11 protein-coding genes and 1 pseudogene are annotated in these 14,964 nt (G+C 67.2%); 2 read left to right on the plus strand and 10 right to left on the minus strand.

Annotation, left to right across the window (positions count from 1 at the left end; genetic code table 11):
* From QPR87_RS13910 to QPR87_RS13930, 5 genes and pseudogenes are all read right to left on the minus strand, one after another.
* Window positions 1–150, minus strand: a pseudogene (locus tag QPR87_RS13910) (bifunctional methylenetetrahydrofolate dehydrogenase/methenyltetrahydrofolate cyclohydrolase); the annotation flags it as partial.
* Window positions 151–152: 2 nt separating this feature from the next.
* Window positions 153–719: a sarcosine oxidase subunit gamma gene (locus QPR87_RS13915; protein WP_285049900.1), complete on the minus strand. Its 567-nt coding sequence runs from the start codon at window positions 717–719 to the stop codon at window positions 153–155.
* Window positions 712–3,654, minus strand: a complete 2,943-nt coding sequence (locus QPR87_RS13920; protein WP_285049901.1) for a sarcosine oxidase subunit alpha family protein — start codon at window positions 3,652–3,654, stop codon at window positions 712–714. Before QPR87_RS13920 ends, QPR87_RS13915 begins: the two co-directional genes overlap by 8 nt.
* On the minus strand, window positions 3,651–3,935 hold the full coding sequence (locus QPR87_RS13925) for a sarcosine oxidase subunit delta (RefSeq protein WP_041530728.1): 285 nt from the start codon (window positions 3,933–3,935) through the stop codon (window positions 3,651–3,653). Before QPR87_RS13925 ends, QPR87_RS13920 begins: the two co-directional genes overlap by 4 nt.
* Before the next feature lie 7 nt (window positions 3,936–3,942).
* On the minus strand, window positions 3,943–5,193 hold the full coding sequence (locus QPR87_RS13930; protein ID WP_285049902.1) for a sarcosine oxidase subunit beta family protein: 1,251 nt from the start codon (window positions 5,191–5,193) through the stop codon (window positions 3,943–3,945).
* A 125-nt stretch (window positions 5,194–5,318) separates the two neighbouring features.
* Here QPR87_RS13930 and QPR87_RS13935 point away from each other — a divergent pair, with 125 nt between their 5' ends.
* Window positions 5,319–6,485 (plus strand): GlxA family transcriptional regulator, encoded by a 1,167-nt coding sequence (locus tag QPR87_RS13935; RefSeq protein ID WP_285049903.1) that lies wholly within the window; start codon window positions 5,319–5,321, stop codon window positions 6,483–6,485.
* Window positions 6,486–6,681: 196 nt separating this feature from the next.
* On the opposite strand, the gene QPR87_RS13940 is transcribed toward QPR87_RS13935, so the two are convergent.
* The 4 genes from QPR87_RS13940 to QPR87_RS13955 all read right to left on the minus strand — a co-directional run bounded on the left by QPR87_RS13940 (window position 6,682) and on the right by QPR87_RS13955 (window position 11,309).
* On the minus strand, window positions 6,682–7,683 hold the full coding sequence (locus QPR87_RS13940) for an ABC transporter substrate-binding protein (protein ID WP_285049904.1): 1,002 nt from the start codon (window positions 7,681–7,683) through the stop codon (window positions 6,682–6,684).
* A gap of 86 nt (window positions 7,684–7,769) precedes the next feature.
* Complete coding sequence (locus QPR87_RS13945; RefSeq protein ID WP_104492958.1) at window positions 7,770–9,413, minus strand: ABC transporter permease; 1,644 nt, start codon at window positions 9,411–9,413, stop codon at window positions 7,770–7,772.
* Complete coding sequence (locus QPR87_RS13950; protein ID WP_285049905.1) at window positions 9,410–10,471, minus strand: ABC transporter ATP-binding protein; 1,062 nt, start codon at window positions 10,469–10,471, stop codon at window positions 9,410–9,412. Before QPR87_RS13950 ends, QPR87_RS13945 begins: the two co-directional genes overlap by 4 nt.
* Before the next feature lie 28 nt (window positions 10,472–10,499).
* Window positions 10,500–11,309 carry an inositol monophosphatase family protein gene (locus QPR87_RS13955; RefSeq protein WP_011751132.1) on the minus strand — a complete coding sequence of 270 codons (810 nt, stop codon included), beginning with the start codon at window positions 11,307–11,309 and terminating at the stop codon, window positions 10,500–10,502.
* A gap of 310 nt (window positions 11,310–11,619) precedes the next feature.
* Here QPR87_RS13955 and QPR87_RS13960 point away from each other — a divergent pair, with 310 nt between their 5' ends.
* Window positions 11,620–12,402 (plus strand): DeoR/GlpR family DNA-binding transcription regulator, encoded by a 783-nt coding sequence (locus tag QPR87_RS13960; RefSeq protein ID WP_285049906.1) that lies wholly within the window; start codon window positions 11,620–11,622, stop codon window positions 12,400–12,402.
* 23 nt (window positions 12,403–12,425) lie between these two features.
* Here the strand turns inward: QPR87_RS13960 and QPR87_RS13965 are convergent, their stop codons facing one another.
* Window positions 12,426–14,873, minus strand: a complete 2,448-nt coding sequence (locus QPR87_RS13965) for a GcvT family protein (protein WP_285049907.1) — start codon at window positions 14,871–14,873, stop codon at window positions 12,426–12,428.
* Window positions 14,874–14,964: the final 91 nt, after the last annotated feature.

The following is a 14,964-nucleotide window of genomic DNA, read 5'->3' on the forward strand; positions in this document are numbered from 1 at the left end:
CGCCGGATCCTCGCCCACCAGCACCACCGCCAGCCCCGGCACCACCCCGTGCGCGGCCTCCAGCCCGGCAACCGCCGACGCAACGCGGCCCCGGACACCAGAAGCAAAAGCCTTGCCGTCGATGATCGTGCCGCGGTTCCTTGCAGCCATGTTCACGCCCCTTCCCCCTTCAGGCGCCCGGCGGCTTCCTCGAGCGCGTGCCAGAGCGCGCCGGCCAGCGACCGCATGCCGATCACCGCCAGCCGGTCCTCGCCCCGGCGGATCAGGAAGACCCCCATGTGATGCAGGCCGGTGCGCGTGGCCGAGCCCGGCCCGAAGGCCGCGGCGTCGATATTCACCAGCTTTTCCATCAGCGCCCGGATCGGCGCCCCGCCTCGGTCCGAGACGACCTCGAAAGCGGTCCAGCCGTCGCTCTGCTCGGTGATCGAGCAGCCCGGTGCCTCGGCCGCCAGCGCGGCGGCGAAATCGCTTTCAGCGCGGTCCTCGGCCTCGATCATCCATTGACCGGGGCCGGTCCAGAAAGCGGCAACGCCTTGGCCCGCCTGCCATGCGCCCGGTCCCGGCAGGGCCAGGCCCAGGGGCGCGGGCTGCGTCGCACCCCTGCGCAGCGCCAGCGAGGCCAGCGCCAAGCCGGCATTCTCGGTGATGGTCAGGGCACCGAAGGCGTGCCGGGCGGGGGCGTGCGCGCCCAAGGCGGTAATGGGGGTCAGGTCAGTCACGCAGGCGCCCTCCTTCCGGGTCGATGAAATGCGGCGGGACGACGCGCAGCGCCACCTTTTGCCCCTGCAGCGGATTGGCGGCGATCACTGTCTCGCCCATGCGGGTGCCGCCATCGGCCAGGAAGCCCAGCCCGATGCTTGACCCGACATGCGGCGAATGACAGGCCGAGGTGATCCAGCCCTGGTCGGTCTCGGTCCGATGCTCGGCCCCCTCGGCGAAAAGATGCATGCCGGCAAGGACGGGCTGCGCCGGATCGACGGGTTGCAGCCCCACCAGCACCCGGGTTTCGGCCGCCAGCCCCTCGCGCCGGGACATCACGGCGCCGATGCCGTCTTTCTTGCTGCTGACCATGCTGCTGACCATGCGGCCCAGTCCCAGCATCTGCGCCGTGGTCTGCCCGTTCAGCTCGTTGCCGGCGGCATGGCCCTTTTCGATACGCATCACGCCAAGCGCCTCGGTGCCGTAGGGGGTGGCGCCCAGATCGGCGCCTTTCTCCATCAGCCGCTCGATCAGCGCCTGGCCATAGCGGGCCGGCACCGCGATCTCATAGGCCAGCTCGCCCGAGAAGCTGATGCGGAAGAGCCGCGCCCGAAGCCCGCCGCAAACCATCAGGCCAGCGCAGGCCATGAAGGGAAATGCCTCGTTCGACAAGTCGAACCCGTCCACGATCCGCTCCAGCAGCCGGCGTGCATTGGGACCGGCCACGGCGATCTGCGCCCAGGCGTCGGTGGTCGAGATCAGCTGCACGTCCAGCTCGGGCCAGAGGCATTGGCGGGCGAATTCCATCTGCCGATAGACCGGCCCCGCCTGGGCGGTGGTGGTGGTGGTGACGTAATGATCCTCGGCCAGCCGGGCGCAGGTGCCGTCGTCCCAGGCCATCCCGTCCTCGCGCAGCATGAGGCCATAGCGGACCATGCCGACCTTGAGGCTTTTCATGGCATTGGCATAGATCCGGTCGAGAAACTCGCCGGCATCCGCGCCCTGCACATCCACCTTGCCAAGCGTGGTCACGTCGCAGATGCCGACGCCCGCACGGGTGGCCAGGACCTCGCGGTCCACGGTCTGGCGCCAATGCGTCTCGCCCGGGCGGGGGAAGTATTGCGCCCGCACCCAGGGTCCGACCTCGACAAAGACGGCGCCCTGCGCACGCGCCCATTCATGCGTGGGCGTCAGGCGGCGCGGGCGGAAATGCGGCCCCGTGTCGCCGCCGCCCAGCACCGACAACGACACGCCGCTGTAAGGCGGGCGAAAGATCGTCGTGCCGGTTTCCGGGATCGGCTTGCCGGTCAGTTCCGACATGACCGCCAGGGCGGTGACATTCGCGGTCTTGCCCTGGTCTGTGGCCATGCCCAGCGTGGTCCAGCGCTTCAGGTGTTCGACCGGGCGCATGTTTTCCTGATGCGCCAGCTTGATGTCCTTGACGGTCACGTCGTTCTGGAAATCGACCCAGGCGCGACCCTTGCCCGGCACATGCCAGAGCGGGCGCAGACCGGCCGGCGCATCCTCGGCCGCCGGCAGCTCGGCGGACCGGGCCTCGATGCCAAGCTGGGCCAGCGCCTCGACCGCAGCCCCGGCGCCCGAGCGCAGCGCGGCAGCGGTGCTGCCCTGCCCCTTCGCGGCACCGGCGGCGATCAGCCCGCACGGCCCGCCCTCGCCGGGAACAAAGGCCTGCAGCGCCGCGTCCCAGACCGGGCGGCCGCGATGGTGCGAGGCCAGATGCACGTTCGGGTTCCAGCCGCCCGCGACGCCGAGCGCGCCGCAATCCAGCCATTCCCTGCGGCCGTCGCTGTCGATCTGGACCCCGCGCAGGCCCAGACGGCCCTTGGCATCGCAGACCATGCCGTGGACCAGCCGGTAGTGGCCCTGCGCCTGCGCGTCCGAACGGCTGTCGATCACCGCCGCGACCTCGATCCCCTTGGCGGCAAGGTCCAGCGCCGTGCGGTGGCCGTCGTCGTTATTGGTAAAGATCGCCACCCGCCTGGCCGGGCTGGCCGCCCAGCGGTTGGCATAGGCGCGCATGGCGCCGGCCAGCATGATGCCGGGACGGTCGTTGTTCCGGAACGGGATATGCCGTTCGATGGCACCGGCGGCCAGCACGGCGCGGCTGGCGGTGATCCGCCAAAGCGTCTGGCGCACCTGCCGCCCCGGCTCGGGCAGGTGATCGGCGACACGCTCGACCGCGCCATAGACGCCGTGGTCGAAGGCGCCGAACACCGTGGTCCGACGCAGGATGCGGACATTGGGCAGCGCCGCAAGCTCGGCCTCGGCCTGCGCGACCCATTCGGTCGCCGGGGCATCGTCCAACAGATGGCTTTCGGCAAGCAGCCGACCGCCCAGGCGGAAATCCTCGTCGGCCAGAATGACCCGCGCCCCGGCCCGGCCAGCGGTCAGCGCCGCCGAAAGACCCGCCGCGCCGCCGCCGATGACCAGCAGGTCGCAATGCAAAAAGCCCTTGTCATAGGCATCGGGATCGGGCTGCATCGACAGGCTGCCCAAGCCCGCCGCCCGGCGGATCGCCGGCTCGTAAAGCTTTTCCCAGAAGGCGCGCGGCCACATGAAGGTCTTGTAATAGAAACCCGCCGCGAAGAAGGACGAGAACAGGTCGTTCACCGCCAGCAGGTCGAAGCCCAGCGGGCCGACATGGTTCTGGCTGGCGGCCTCAAGCCCATCGTAAAGCTCGGCCACGGTGGCACGGCTGTTGGGCTCTTTCCGGGCGCCGCTGCGCAGTTCCACCAGCGCATTCGGTTCCTCGGACCCGGCCGAAAAGACGCCGCGCGGCCGGTGATACTTGAAGCTGCGGCCCATCAGCCGCACGCCGTTCGCCAACAGCGCCGAGGCCAGCGTGTCGCCGGGATGGCCGGCATAGGTCCGGCCGTCGAAGGTGAAGCGCAGGTTGCGGGCGCGGTCGATCAGCCCTCCGGTCAGCCGGGTCATGCGGCACCGCCTTTCAGCTTGACGTCGCGCGCTAGCTCGGCGCCCAGGATCTCGTGCGTGGTGGTGTCGCGGGTCACGACCAGCCAGGAGCGGTCGCCCTGCTCGTGAAACCACAGCTCGCGATGCACACCGGCAGGGTTGTCGCGCAGATAGACGTATTCGGCAAAGGCGGCCTCGGCGCCCTCGGCCATGCCGTCGGGGCGGTTCAGCAGCACGGCATCGCCCAGATAGGTGAATTCCTGTGCGTCGCGCAGGCCAAGAAGGGGATGGGGGATCAGCATGGCGACCTCAATGCAGGTTCGGTTGGGCACCCACGCCCTTTTCGTCGATGACATAGCCGCGCGCGAAACGGTCCAGGCGATAGGCGCTTGCCGTTTCGTGCGGGCGGCCGGTGGCCAGCAGATGGGCAAAGGCATAGCCGCTGGCGGGCGTCGCCTTGAAGCCGCCATAGCACCAGCCGGCATTCAGATAGAGCCCCTCGACGGGCGTGCGGTCGATGATCGGGCTGCCGTCCATGGACATGTCCATGATGCCGCCCCAGACGCGCAGCAGCCGCGCCCGGCCGATCATCGGCATCAGCGCCATGCCGCCCTCGGCCACGTCCTCGATCACCGGCAGGTTGCCGCGTTGAGCATAGGAGTTGTAGCCGTCGATGTCGCCGCCAAAGACCAACCCGCCCTTGTCGGACTGGCTGACGTAGAAATGCCCGGCGCCGAAGGTGATGACGCCCGGGATGGTGGGCTTCAGCCCCTCGGAAACGAAGGCTTGCAACACATGGCTTTCGATGGGCAGCCGCATCCCCGCCATGGCCATGACCCGGCTGGATGAGCCCGCCACCGCCACGCCGACCTGGCCGGCGGCGATATAGCCGCGCGTCGTCTCGACCCCGCTGATCCGGCCGCCGTCGATGCGAAAGCCGGTGACCTCGCAGTTCTGGATCAAGTCGACGCCGCGCATGTCGGCGCCGCGGGCATAGCCCCAGGCCACGCCGTCATGGCGCGCGGTCCCCGCCCGGCGCTGCCACAACCCACCCTTGATCGGGAAGCGGGCATTGTCGAAGTTCAGGAACGGCGCCATGGCCCGGACCTGCTCGCGGTCCAGCAACTCGGCATCCGCGCCCGCCAGCAGCATGGCGTTGCCGCGCCGGCGGAAGGCATCGCGCTGCGCATCCGTATGGCACAGGTTCAGGATGCCGCGCTGGCTGACCATGGCGTTGAAGTTGAACTCCTGCTCCAACCCCTCCCAAAGCTTCATCGAGAACTCGTAGAAGGGCTCGTTGCCCGGCAGCAGGTAGTTCGAGCGGATGATCGTGGTGTTCCGCCCGATATTGCCCGAGCCGAGCCAGCTTTTCTCCAGCACGGCGATGCGCGCGCGGCCGAATGTCTTGGCGAGGTAATAGGCCGTCGCCAGCCCATGCCCGCCGCCGCCGACGATGATGTAGTCATAGGCCGGCTGCGGCTCGGGGTTGCGCCATAGCGGCTTCCACCCCTTGTGCCCGGTCAGCGCCTCTCTGATGACCCGCAAGCCCGAGAAATGCATGGCGATAATCTCCTTCTTCGACTCGAATCTGGCACAGCCTGGCATTAGCGATGCGCCAGAAAGGGACATTGCCTTGCCTGTTTCGGACATGGATGGCAGGCTGGCGGCGAAACCCAAGGTCCACCATGCGCCCCGATTCCCGCCCCCGCCGCTACGGCTTCCTGCTGCTGCCGGATTACGCGCTGATGTCCGCCGCCTCGGCGGTCGAGCCGCTGCGCGCGGCGAACCTGCTGAGCGGCCGTCCGCTCTACGACCTGCAATTCGTCTCGATCGAGGGGGGCTTCATGCCCAGTTCGGTCGCGGGCGGGTTCGAGACCATCGCACTGGCCGAGGCCGACGAGAACCTGGACATCCTGTTCGTGGTGGCGGGGGGCGATCCGCTGGCGCAGCGCGATCCCCGGGTGCTGGCCTTCGTGCGTCGGCTGGCGCGGCGCGGGGTGGCGCTTGGCGGCATTTCGGGCGGGGCGGCGATTCTTGCTGCGGCGGGGGTGATGGCGGCGCGGCGCTTTACCATCCACTGGCAGCATCTCGACGCCATGCGCGAGACCTGGCCCGATGCGCTGATCGAGCGACGCCTGTTCGTCATCGACCGCGACCGCTTCACCTGCGCCGGGGGCATGGCGCCCTTGGACATGATGCATGCGCTGATCGCTTCGGCGCATGGAGCCGCGCTGGCGCGGGCGGTCAGCGACTGGTTCATCCATACCGGCATCCGCGAAGCCGAGGCGCCACAGCAGCTTGATCCGGCACGTAAATACGACCTTCATCATCCGGCGCTGGTTGCCATGGTCGAGCTGATGACCAGCCATATCGCCGATCCGCTGGGGCTGGAGGACCTGGGCCAGCTTTGCGACATCACTCCGCGCCATCTGGAGCGGCTGGCCCAGGCGCAGCTCGGCGAAAGCGTGATGCAGTTCTATCGCCGACTGCGGCTGGACAAGGCCCGGGAACTGCTGACGCAATCCGGCCTGCCGCTGGCCGAGATCGCGTTGGCGACCGGCTTTGCCAGCCGCAGCCATTTCAGCCGCAGCTTTCGCGCGCAGTTCGGAATCAGCCCCTCATCGCGGCGTCAGAACCATGCGCGGCCCGAGGGTCAAGCATGCTCCGCAACACCGCCGAGCAGCATATCCCAGAAGGCATCGCCTATTTCGGCCGGGCGCAGCGCGCCTTGTTCGGACGACGAGGAGGCGCGGTGCGGATCGGATAACGGGTCCGCGGGTTTTCCGCGCCGCGCTCTGCACGGATCGGGTCCCGTGCGCCCTTCCATCGCTCCGCATGGCCGGCTGGCGTGATGCAACGAATGCGCCCTGGCATTTTGATGCACCAGGAAAGCCGATGCCGAACGGGATCACAGCCTTAGGAAGCCTCCATCATCTCTGCGTGAGATTGGCGCCGATGCCCATCACAGCCAACAAACAGGCGAAAAACTTCCCCCGTCACGCCGCCCGGCACCAGGACCGGGCGGCATTTCGTCGCGAGCAGGGGCCGTCAGTTGGCGGATTGCAGATAGCCTTGCCAGCGCGCCAGGAATGCATCGCGCCCAGCTGCCGCCTCGGTTTCGTCGGTGGGAAAGACCTTGATATCTTCGATGGCGGGCAGGTCGGCATGGTCGCCCACCACGATGTCGCTGCGGCTGGGACGACGGAAGGTGCTTTCCAGCAGCGCAACCTGGGTTTCCTTCGACAGGATCGCGTCCATCGTCCGCTGCGCCAGTTCGGGGTTGGGCGCGCCTTTCACCAGCGCCATGAATTCGGTCGAGGCGAAGGTGCCTTCCTCGGGATAAACCAGCGAAATCTCGGACTGGCCGCCAGCGACATAGGCATAGGCATTGGCCTCGAAGGTCAGGCCGGCCACGAATTCGCCCTGCGCGACGCCGCGCAGGATGGACGAGGCCGAGCTGTTCACGGTCACGTTCTGCGCCAGTCTCTCCAGCGCCTCGGGGCCCATCAGCTGGTCGATCCCCCACAGGATCGTATAGGCGGTCGAGCTGTTGTTCGGATCGGCGATGGCCAGCTTGCCCTTCCAGGCGGGGTCCAGGAAATCCTCCCATTTCGTCGGGGCGGGAATGTCGCCAAGCTGGTCGGTGTTCACCATCGCGACGACGACATGGCTGAAGGTCGCAGTCCACAGGTCCTCGGGGTGGTGCAGCGCCTCGGGGATCGCGTCGAGCTGGGTCGAGCGATAAGGCTCGAACATCTCGCGGAAACCGCCCAGGGTGTTTTCGCTGGAGCTCCAGAACAGGTCGGCCTGCGGGGCGGCCGCCTCGGCTTCCAGCCGGCGCAGGAGCTGGCCGCTGCCGCCGGTGATGGTGCTGAGCGAGATGTTCGGCTCAAGCTGGCGCAGGCTGTCGGTCGCCGCCTCGACCGCTTGCGCGGGCGAGGGCGTATAGACGACGACCGTGCCGCCGGCGTCCTGCGCGAAGCCGACTGTCGGCAGCAGCGTGGCGGCAAGGCCGCACAGCACGACGCGGCGGGTCAATCCAGGGTTCATGTCTTTCCTCCTCTGCATATCCGGGGCGATGTTTCGATGTGACGGCTGCCGGCCCTGCCCCGGACGGGCCGGCCCTGTTTGGGTGCCTAGCGGGACGAGAACAGCTCGACCCGGAACAGCTTGGTCGCGACAAAGATCGGCACCAGGATCACCGCCAGCAGCAGCACCCCCATCGCCGAGGCCTGCGCCATCAGGTTGCTGTCGATCAGCTTGTAGATCTGGATCGGCATGGTCTCGCGCCCGCCGGAATAGACGATGATCGAGGCGCTGAGTTCGGAAACCGTCACCGCCCAGGTCAGCACCATGGCCGAGGCGATGGCCGGCACCATCAGCGGCAGCACCACCTTGAAGAAGCTGGGCACCGGCGCCACGCCCAGGCTGATCGACGCCTCCTCGATGGAATCGGGGATGTTGTAGAGCGTGGACGAGGCGCTGCGCATCGAGAAGGGCAGCCGCCGGATGACATAGGCCAGCACGACGATGGCCCCGGTTCCGGTCAGGTGCAGCCAGCCGCTGTTGAAGGACATGGCCAGCCCGATCCCGATCGCCGTGCCCGAAAGCGCCAGCGGCAGGGTGCTGAGATAGTCCAGCGCCGGGGTGAACAGGTTCTTTTTCTTGACGATCATATAGCTGACCAGCGTGCTGATCCCGATGCCGATCAGCGTGGCGACGGCGGAATAGATCAGCGTGTTGAGGATCGGCGTGGGATTGGTCAGCAGCAGCCGCTCGAAATTCGCCAGCGTCCACTCGCCCCAGCGCATCACCGGCCCGCGCGAGACGGTGAAGGCCCCGGTGACCAGCATGATCAGCGGCATCAGCGACACGATCACCACCGCGCCCGCCGCGCCGCCGATCAGCCAGCCCTGGCGGCCCGACAGCGGCACCGGCCGGGCATTGCGGCCCTGCACCACCTGATAGCGCCCGCGCGACAGGATCCAGCGCTGAAGGAACAGCACGATCACGATCAGCCCGACCGCGACGCTGGCCAGCGTGCTTTGCATCACCGGGTCGGCCCCACCCTCGGCCACGGCGGCCTGGTAGGTCATCACCGACAGAAGCCGCACCTTGCCGCCAAGGATCGACGAGGTGCCGAAATTGCCCATGACCATGGTAAAGACCAGCAGCGCGCCGGCCATGACCGAGGGCATGATGACCGGCACCAGCACCTTGAGCCGCGACCTGACCGGCGAGGTTCCAAGGCTGCGCGCGGCTTCCTCAAGCTGCACGTCGAAGCCGCGGATCGCCGCCAGCGTGCTGATATAGACATAGGCGTAATAGGTGAAGGTCAGCGAGACGATCAGCCCCGGCCAGCCGTAGAAGCTGGGCAGGATGATGTCGACGCTGCGCAGCGCGCGGGTGACGACGCCGTTGTTGCCGACCAGCATCAGCCAGGTCTGCGCGGCGATGACCTCGGGGATCACCAGCGCGATCAGGGGCAAGAGCGCCAGCGCCGACTTGCCGGGAAATTCGTAACGCGAGGCCAGATAGGCCAGCGGCACGCCCAGGCAGACCGACAGCGACGTCACCGCCGCCGCAAGGACCAGCGTGTTGCGCACGGCCTCCAGATAGCGCGGATCGGCCAAGAGTTGCGCCCAGCCATTCCTGTCGCCGCCGCCCAGGCTGCCGGTCAGGATGGTCAGCAGCGGATAGAGCAGGAACACCACCATGACCACCATCGCGGCCAGCGAGATCCACCACCATACGGTGCGGTTGCCGATCCCCCCGCTCATGACGCCAGCACCAGGGTCTTCATCGGATCGAAGGACAGGTCGACATCGGCGCCGGGCATGTAGCGGTCATGGCCGTCGCCATGGGTCTCGACCGCCAGCGCGACATCGGCGCCGATCCCGATCAGGTAATGCGTCTTGCCGCCCAGATATTGCCGGCGGCTGACGGTGCCCTGCACGCTGTTGGCGCCGCCCGTGCCTTGCGGGGACAAGGCGATATCCTCGGGACGCGCGATCAGCACGGCCCTGGACCCGGCCAGGGGGGCCGGAACGCGCGCCGAAATCGAATGCCCGCCCAGCCCGACGGTGACCATGCCCTGCGCCGCGCCGGGTGCGTCGATCTCGACCGTATTGGCCGCGCCGACGAAATCCGCGACATAGGACGAGACCGAGTCGCGATAGATCTCGGATGGCGTGCCGACCTGTTCCAGCCGGCCGCTTTTCATCTCCCCGATCCGGTCGGACATGGCCAGCGCTTCCTCCTGGTCATGGGTCACGAAAACGGTGGTGATCCCGGCCTCGCGCTGCAATTCGGTGATGGTGTCGCGCACCTGCACCCGCAGCTTGGCGTCCAGGTTCGACAGCGGCTCGTCCATCAACAGCACCGTCGGCTGGATCACCAGCGCCCGGGCCAGCGCGACCCGCTGGCGCTGGCCGCCCGACAGCGCCGCCGGATGCCGCTGGCCCAGGTGGCCCAGGCCCACGCGCTCCAGCGCCTCGCCGACCTTGCGCCGGATCGTGGCGCCGTCCTGACCACGCGCCCGCAGCCCGTAGGCCACGTTGTCGTTCACGGTCTTGTCGGGAAACAAGGCGTAATCCTGGAACACCATGCCGATGTCGCGCCGATGCGCCGGCAGCCCGGTCACATCCTTGTCGCCGAACAGGATCCGCCCCGCCGCCGCATCGATGAAGCCCGCGATGGTGCGCAGCAGCGTGGTCTTGCCGCAACCGGACGGGCCCAGCAGGGTGAAGAACGAGCCGGGCTCGATCTTCAGCGAAAGCCCGTCGATGACACGGTGATCGCCATAGGCGACGCCCAGTTTCTGGATATCAATCCCCATTCGGTCTGTCTCCTCCCCCGAAAACCGCCTAGCGCATCGCGCGCTGGACCAGATCCAGCGCGTCGCGATGCCGTGCCGGATCGCCCGCCGCCAGGATGCGCGGGCCGCTTGACAGGGTCAGCGGCTGGCCGTCCCAGTCGGTGACCACGCCGCCCGCGCCCTCGATGATCGGGGTATAGGGGGCCAGGTCGTGGATCTTGAACTGCGTGTCGATATGGACATCCGTCCGGCCCGAGGCCAGCAGCCCGAAGCTGAGGCAGGCGCCGCCATAGATGCGCCATGCCGTCGCCTCGCGCAGCGCGTCCAGCGCGGGATATTCCGAAGGGTGGAAGAAATCCGGGTTGCAGACCGACAGGATCGCGCTGCCGATGTCGGCACAGCCCCGCGTGCGGCAAGGGTTGCCGTTCAGCAGCGTCGGCCGGCCCGCGATCCCGGTCCAGCGGTTGCTGCCCGAAGGGTGGTCGATGATGCCGATCACCGGCTTGCCGCGATGCATCAGCGCGATCAGCGTGCCAAAGACCGGCATCCCGGCGATGAAGGGTGCGGTGCCGTCGATGGGGTCCAGCACCCAGACGAACTCCGCATCCGGGTCCGAGGCGTCCTGCTCCTCGCCCACGACGCCATGGTCGGGATGGGCGTCAGCGATCAGCTCGCGCAACCGCATCTCGATGGCCAGGTCCATGTCGGTGACGAAGCTGCGGTCGGCCTTCATCTCGATCGCGCGGTCCTGCGCGACCACGTCCAGAAGCATTCGGCGGCTTTCATCGGCCAGGACCGCGGCAAAGCTCGCAAGCCCATCAAGGATCGCGTCATTCGATTTGTTACTGTTCGTCAACACCTTGGTTCTTTCTCCAGATAGCCTGCACCGCATGGCGGACCGTGCTTCGGTCGCGCACCGACAGCCCGTCGGAGAGCAAGGCCGATCAGGCACCCGATGCGGATGCCGGCCCGGTCCCGGTCGTGCCGGGGCATCTTGCCTTTTCCCGATTTGCTTGCGCCTTGCCGCGCGCCCGCCGTCAGACTGAGATTCGATCTTCGATACGGAGATGTTGCATTTTGTAGCAAATGCGTCAATCTGTAATTTGCATGGAACAGGTCGAGGAGGGTAAGGGACAGCAGACGACGTCTGTTCAGCGATTGGAGAAGCCATGTGGCAAGAAGAGCGCCATCAGAAAATACGGGCGATGCTGGCATCGTTCGGCCAGGTCTCCATCGACCGGATCGTCGAAAGCTTCGGCGTGTCGCGTCAAACCGTTCGGCGCGATCTGATCGAGATGGAACAATCTGGAATATTGCGCCGCGTCCGCGGGGGCGCCGTCCCGGTCGAAACCGAGGACATGGAGTTCAGCGTCCGCATCACCCAGCGCCTGCAGGAAAAGCGTGCGATCTGCGTGGCGGCGCTTCAGCTTCTGAGAAGCCACCAGACCATCTTCATGGATGCCGGCTCGACCATGACGATCATGGCCGAGGTGCTGGCAGGGCCGACCAGCCTGACGGATCTGACCGTCGTCACCAATTCCCTCGAGGCGGCCATGCGGCTTGCACAAAGCCCGCAAGAGAGCGGCGTCCGGGTGCAGCTCCTGCGGGGTCCGGTAAGGCGCGACCCGCTGGAAACCTGGGGCGGCGCCACGGTTGCCGACATTTACAGCTATCATGCCGATGTCGCGCTTCTCTCGCCCCTTGGGATAGATGCCTCATTGGGCGCGACCTATCATCATCTCCACGGCGCCGAGATCGCCGAGGCGATGGCCCGCCAATCGACCAAGACCGCGATCCTTGCCGATCATGCGAAAATAGGCGTGACCAGCCGGAAATGTGTCTGCCCCACGGCCGAGATCGATTACCTGGTCGTCGATGCCAAGGCACGAGCCCGTTCCGGTTTTACCGAGCTGGAAAACACGGTCGCCCAGTTGATCGTGGCGCAAGCCTGACTGCCGGTCGTTTGCCGATGCGCTCAGCCGCGCACCCGGGCCGACTTGGGATCGTAGAGGGGGGCAAGGCTGGCCTCGGCGGGGACGATGCGGCCGGCCACGTCGATGGCATAATCCGATGCAAGCATCTCGGCCGCAGTTTCATCGGTGCGGCAGGGCACATAGCCCAGCCCGATCGCGGCGCCGAGGGCATGGCCGTAATTGCCCGAGCTCAGGAAGCCGACGATCCTGCCGTCGCGCAGGATCGGTTCGTTATGGAACAACAGCGGCTCGGGATCGCGCAACCGGAACTGGACCAGGCGGCGTTCCAGCCCGGCCTCGCGTTTCTTCAGCACCGCCTCGCGACCGATGAAATCGCCCTTGCCGGTCTTGACCGCAAAGCCCAGGCCGGCCTCCAGCACATGATCCTCGTCGGTGATGTCATGGCCGAAATGGCGATAGGCCTTTTCGATCCGGCATGAATCCATGGCGTGCAGCCCGCATAGCTTCAGGCCCACCTGCTCACCCGCCTCGGCCAGGGCTTCGAAAACATGGGCGGCCTGGTCGGTCGGGACGTAAAGCTCCCATCCCAATTCTCCGACATAGGTGACGCGATGAGCGCGGGCGAGGCCCATGCCGATCTCGATCTCTCGCGCGGTGCCGAAGGGATGCGCCTCGTTCGACAGGTCGTCGGGCGAGACCAGCGACAACAACTCGCGCGAGCGCGGGCCCATCAGCGGCAGCACGGCCTCGGCCGCGGTGATGTCGGTGATCGTCACCCATTCCTCGCCCAGATGCCGGCGCAGCCAGGCCAGGTCGCGCTGCAAACTCGCGCCGGGCACGACGAGAAGGAAGGCGGTTTCCGAAAGCCGCGTCACCGTCAGGTCGGACTCAATGCCGCCGCGGGCGTTCAGCATCTGGGTATAGACGATGCAGCCCGCCGGCACATCCATGTCGTTCGCGCAGAGCCGCTGCAGGAAGGAAGCCGCATCGCGCCCCTCGACCCGGATCTTGCCGAAGCTGGTCATGTCCAGCAGTCCCACGCCCTCGCGCATGGCCATATGCTCGGCGCGCTGGTTGTCGAACCAGTTCTGGCGCTTCCAGCCATAGCGGTATTCGCGTTCTTGCCCGTCCGCGGCGAACCAGTTGGCGCGTTCCCAGCCCGCCACCTCGCCAAAGACCGCGCCGCGCGCCTTGAGGTGTTCGTGCAGGGGCGAACGGCGGATGCCGCGCGAGGTCGCCATCTGCCGATAAGGGAAATGGTCGGCATAAAGCAGGCCGAGCGTCTCGCTGACCCGTTCCTTCAGATAGCGGCGATTGCGCTGGAAGGGCTGGGCGCGGCGGATATCGACCTCCCACAAGTCGAAGGGCGGCTCGCCGTCCTCCATCCATTGCGCCAGCGCCATGCCGGCGCCGCCCGAGGACACGATGCCGATGGAATTGTAGCCCGCCGCGACCCAGTAGCCCCTTAGCTCGGGCGCCTCGCCCAGGTAATAGCGGTCGTCGGGGGTGAAGCTTTCCGGGCCGTTGAAGAAGGTGTGGATGCCCGCCTGGCCCAGCAGCGGCATCCGTGCCACGGCTTTCTCCAGGATCGGCTCGAAATGGTCGAAATCCTCGGGCAACTGGTCGAAGCAGAAATCCTCGGGGATGCCCGCCATGCCCCAGGGCTTGGCCCTGGGCTCAAAGGCGCCGAGCAGGATCTTGCCCGCGTCCTCCTTGTAATAGGCGCATTCGTCGGGGACGCGCAGCACCGGAAGCTGGGCCAGGTCGGGGATGTTCTCGGTGACGATATAGAAATGCTCGCAGGCATGCAGCGGCAGGGTGACGCCATTATCGGCGGCAAGATCGCGGCCCCACATGCCGCCGCAGTTCACCACGTTTTCGGCGGCGATATGGCCCCGTTCGCCGCCGGCCTCCCACTCGACGCCGGTCACGCGGCCATTGGCAGTGACGATCCGCGCGACCTTGACCTGCTCGACGATCCTCGCGCCGCGCATCCGCGCGCCCTTGGCCAGCGCCAGCGCGATATTGCCCGGATCGGCCTGGCCGTCCAGTGGCAGGTGCACCCCGGCGACCACGTCGGAGATCTCCAGATGCGGATAAAGCTCCAGCACCTCGCGCGGGGAAAGCTCGTTCACGTCCACCCCGAAGGCGCGGGCCAGCGCGGCCTGGCGCAGGATCTCCTCGCGCCGCTCTTCTGTCAGGGCAACGGTGATCGAACCGCATTGCCGCAGCCCCGTCGCAAGCCCCGTCTCGGCCTCCAGCTTGGTGTAGAGGTCGGCTGAGTATTTCGCCAGCCGCGTCATGTTCTGGCTGGCGCGCAACTGGCCGATCAGCCCCGCTGCGTGCCATGTGGTGCCGGATGTCAGCTGCTTGCGTTCCAGCAGCACGATGTCGGTCCAGCCCAGCTTTGCAAGGTGATAGGCGACGGAACAGCCGGAAATGCCACCTCCGATGATGACGACGCGGGCTGGGCTGGGGAGTTCGACCATGATGGTTATCCGCTGTTGGACTGGGTGGGCTGCGCGCAGGGCCGGTGGCGACGGGATCGGGGCGACCGGGCGATTCTGTTCTTTCGGCAGG

This window comes from Paracoccus sp. SSJ, assembly GCF_030234105.1.
GTDB classification, from domain to species: domain Bacteria; phylum Pseudomonadota; class Alphaproteobacteria; order Rhodobacterales; family Rhodobacteraceae; genus Paracoccus; species Paracoccus denitrificans.

Coding starts and splice junctions, on each gene's coding strand:
- QPR87_RS13920 (WP_285049901.1), bottom strand. CDS start 3,654: ATGACCCGGCTGACCGGAGGGCTGATCGACCGCGCCCGCAACCTGCGC.
- QPR87_RS13925 (WP_041530728.1), bottom strand. CDS start 3,935: ATGCTGATCCCCCATCCCCTTCTTGGCCTGCGCGACGCACAGGAATTC.
- QPR87_RS13930 (WP_285049902.1), bottom strand. CDS start 5,193: ATGCATTTCTCGGGCTTGCGGGTCATCAGAGAGGCGCTGACCGGGCAC.
- QPR87_RS13935 (WP_285049903.1), top strand. CDS start 5,319: ATGCGCCCCGATTCCCGCCCCCGCCGCTACGGCTTCCTGCTGCTGCCG.
- QPR87_RS13940 (WP_285049904.1), bottom strand. CDS start 7,683: ATGAACCCTGGATTGACCCGCCGCGTCGTGCTGTGCGGCCTTGCCGCC.
- QPR87_RS13945 (WP_104492958.1), bottom strand. CDS start 9,413: ATGAGCGGGGGGATCGGCAACCGCACCGTATGGTGGTGGATCTCGCTG.
- QPR87_RS13950 (WP_285049905.1), bottom strand. CDS start 10,471: ATGGGGATTGATATCCAGAAACTGGGCGTCGCCTATGGCGATCACCGT.
- QPR87_RS13960 (WP_285049906.1), top strand. CDS start 11,620: ATGTGGCAAGAAGAGCGCCATCAGAAAATACGGGCGATGCTGGCATCG.
- QPR87_RS13965 (WP_285049907.1), bottom strand. CDS start 14,873: ATGGTCGAACTCCCCAGCCCAGCCCGCGTCGTCATCATCGGAGGTGGC.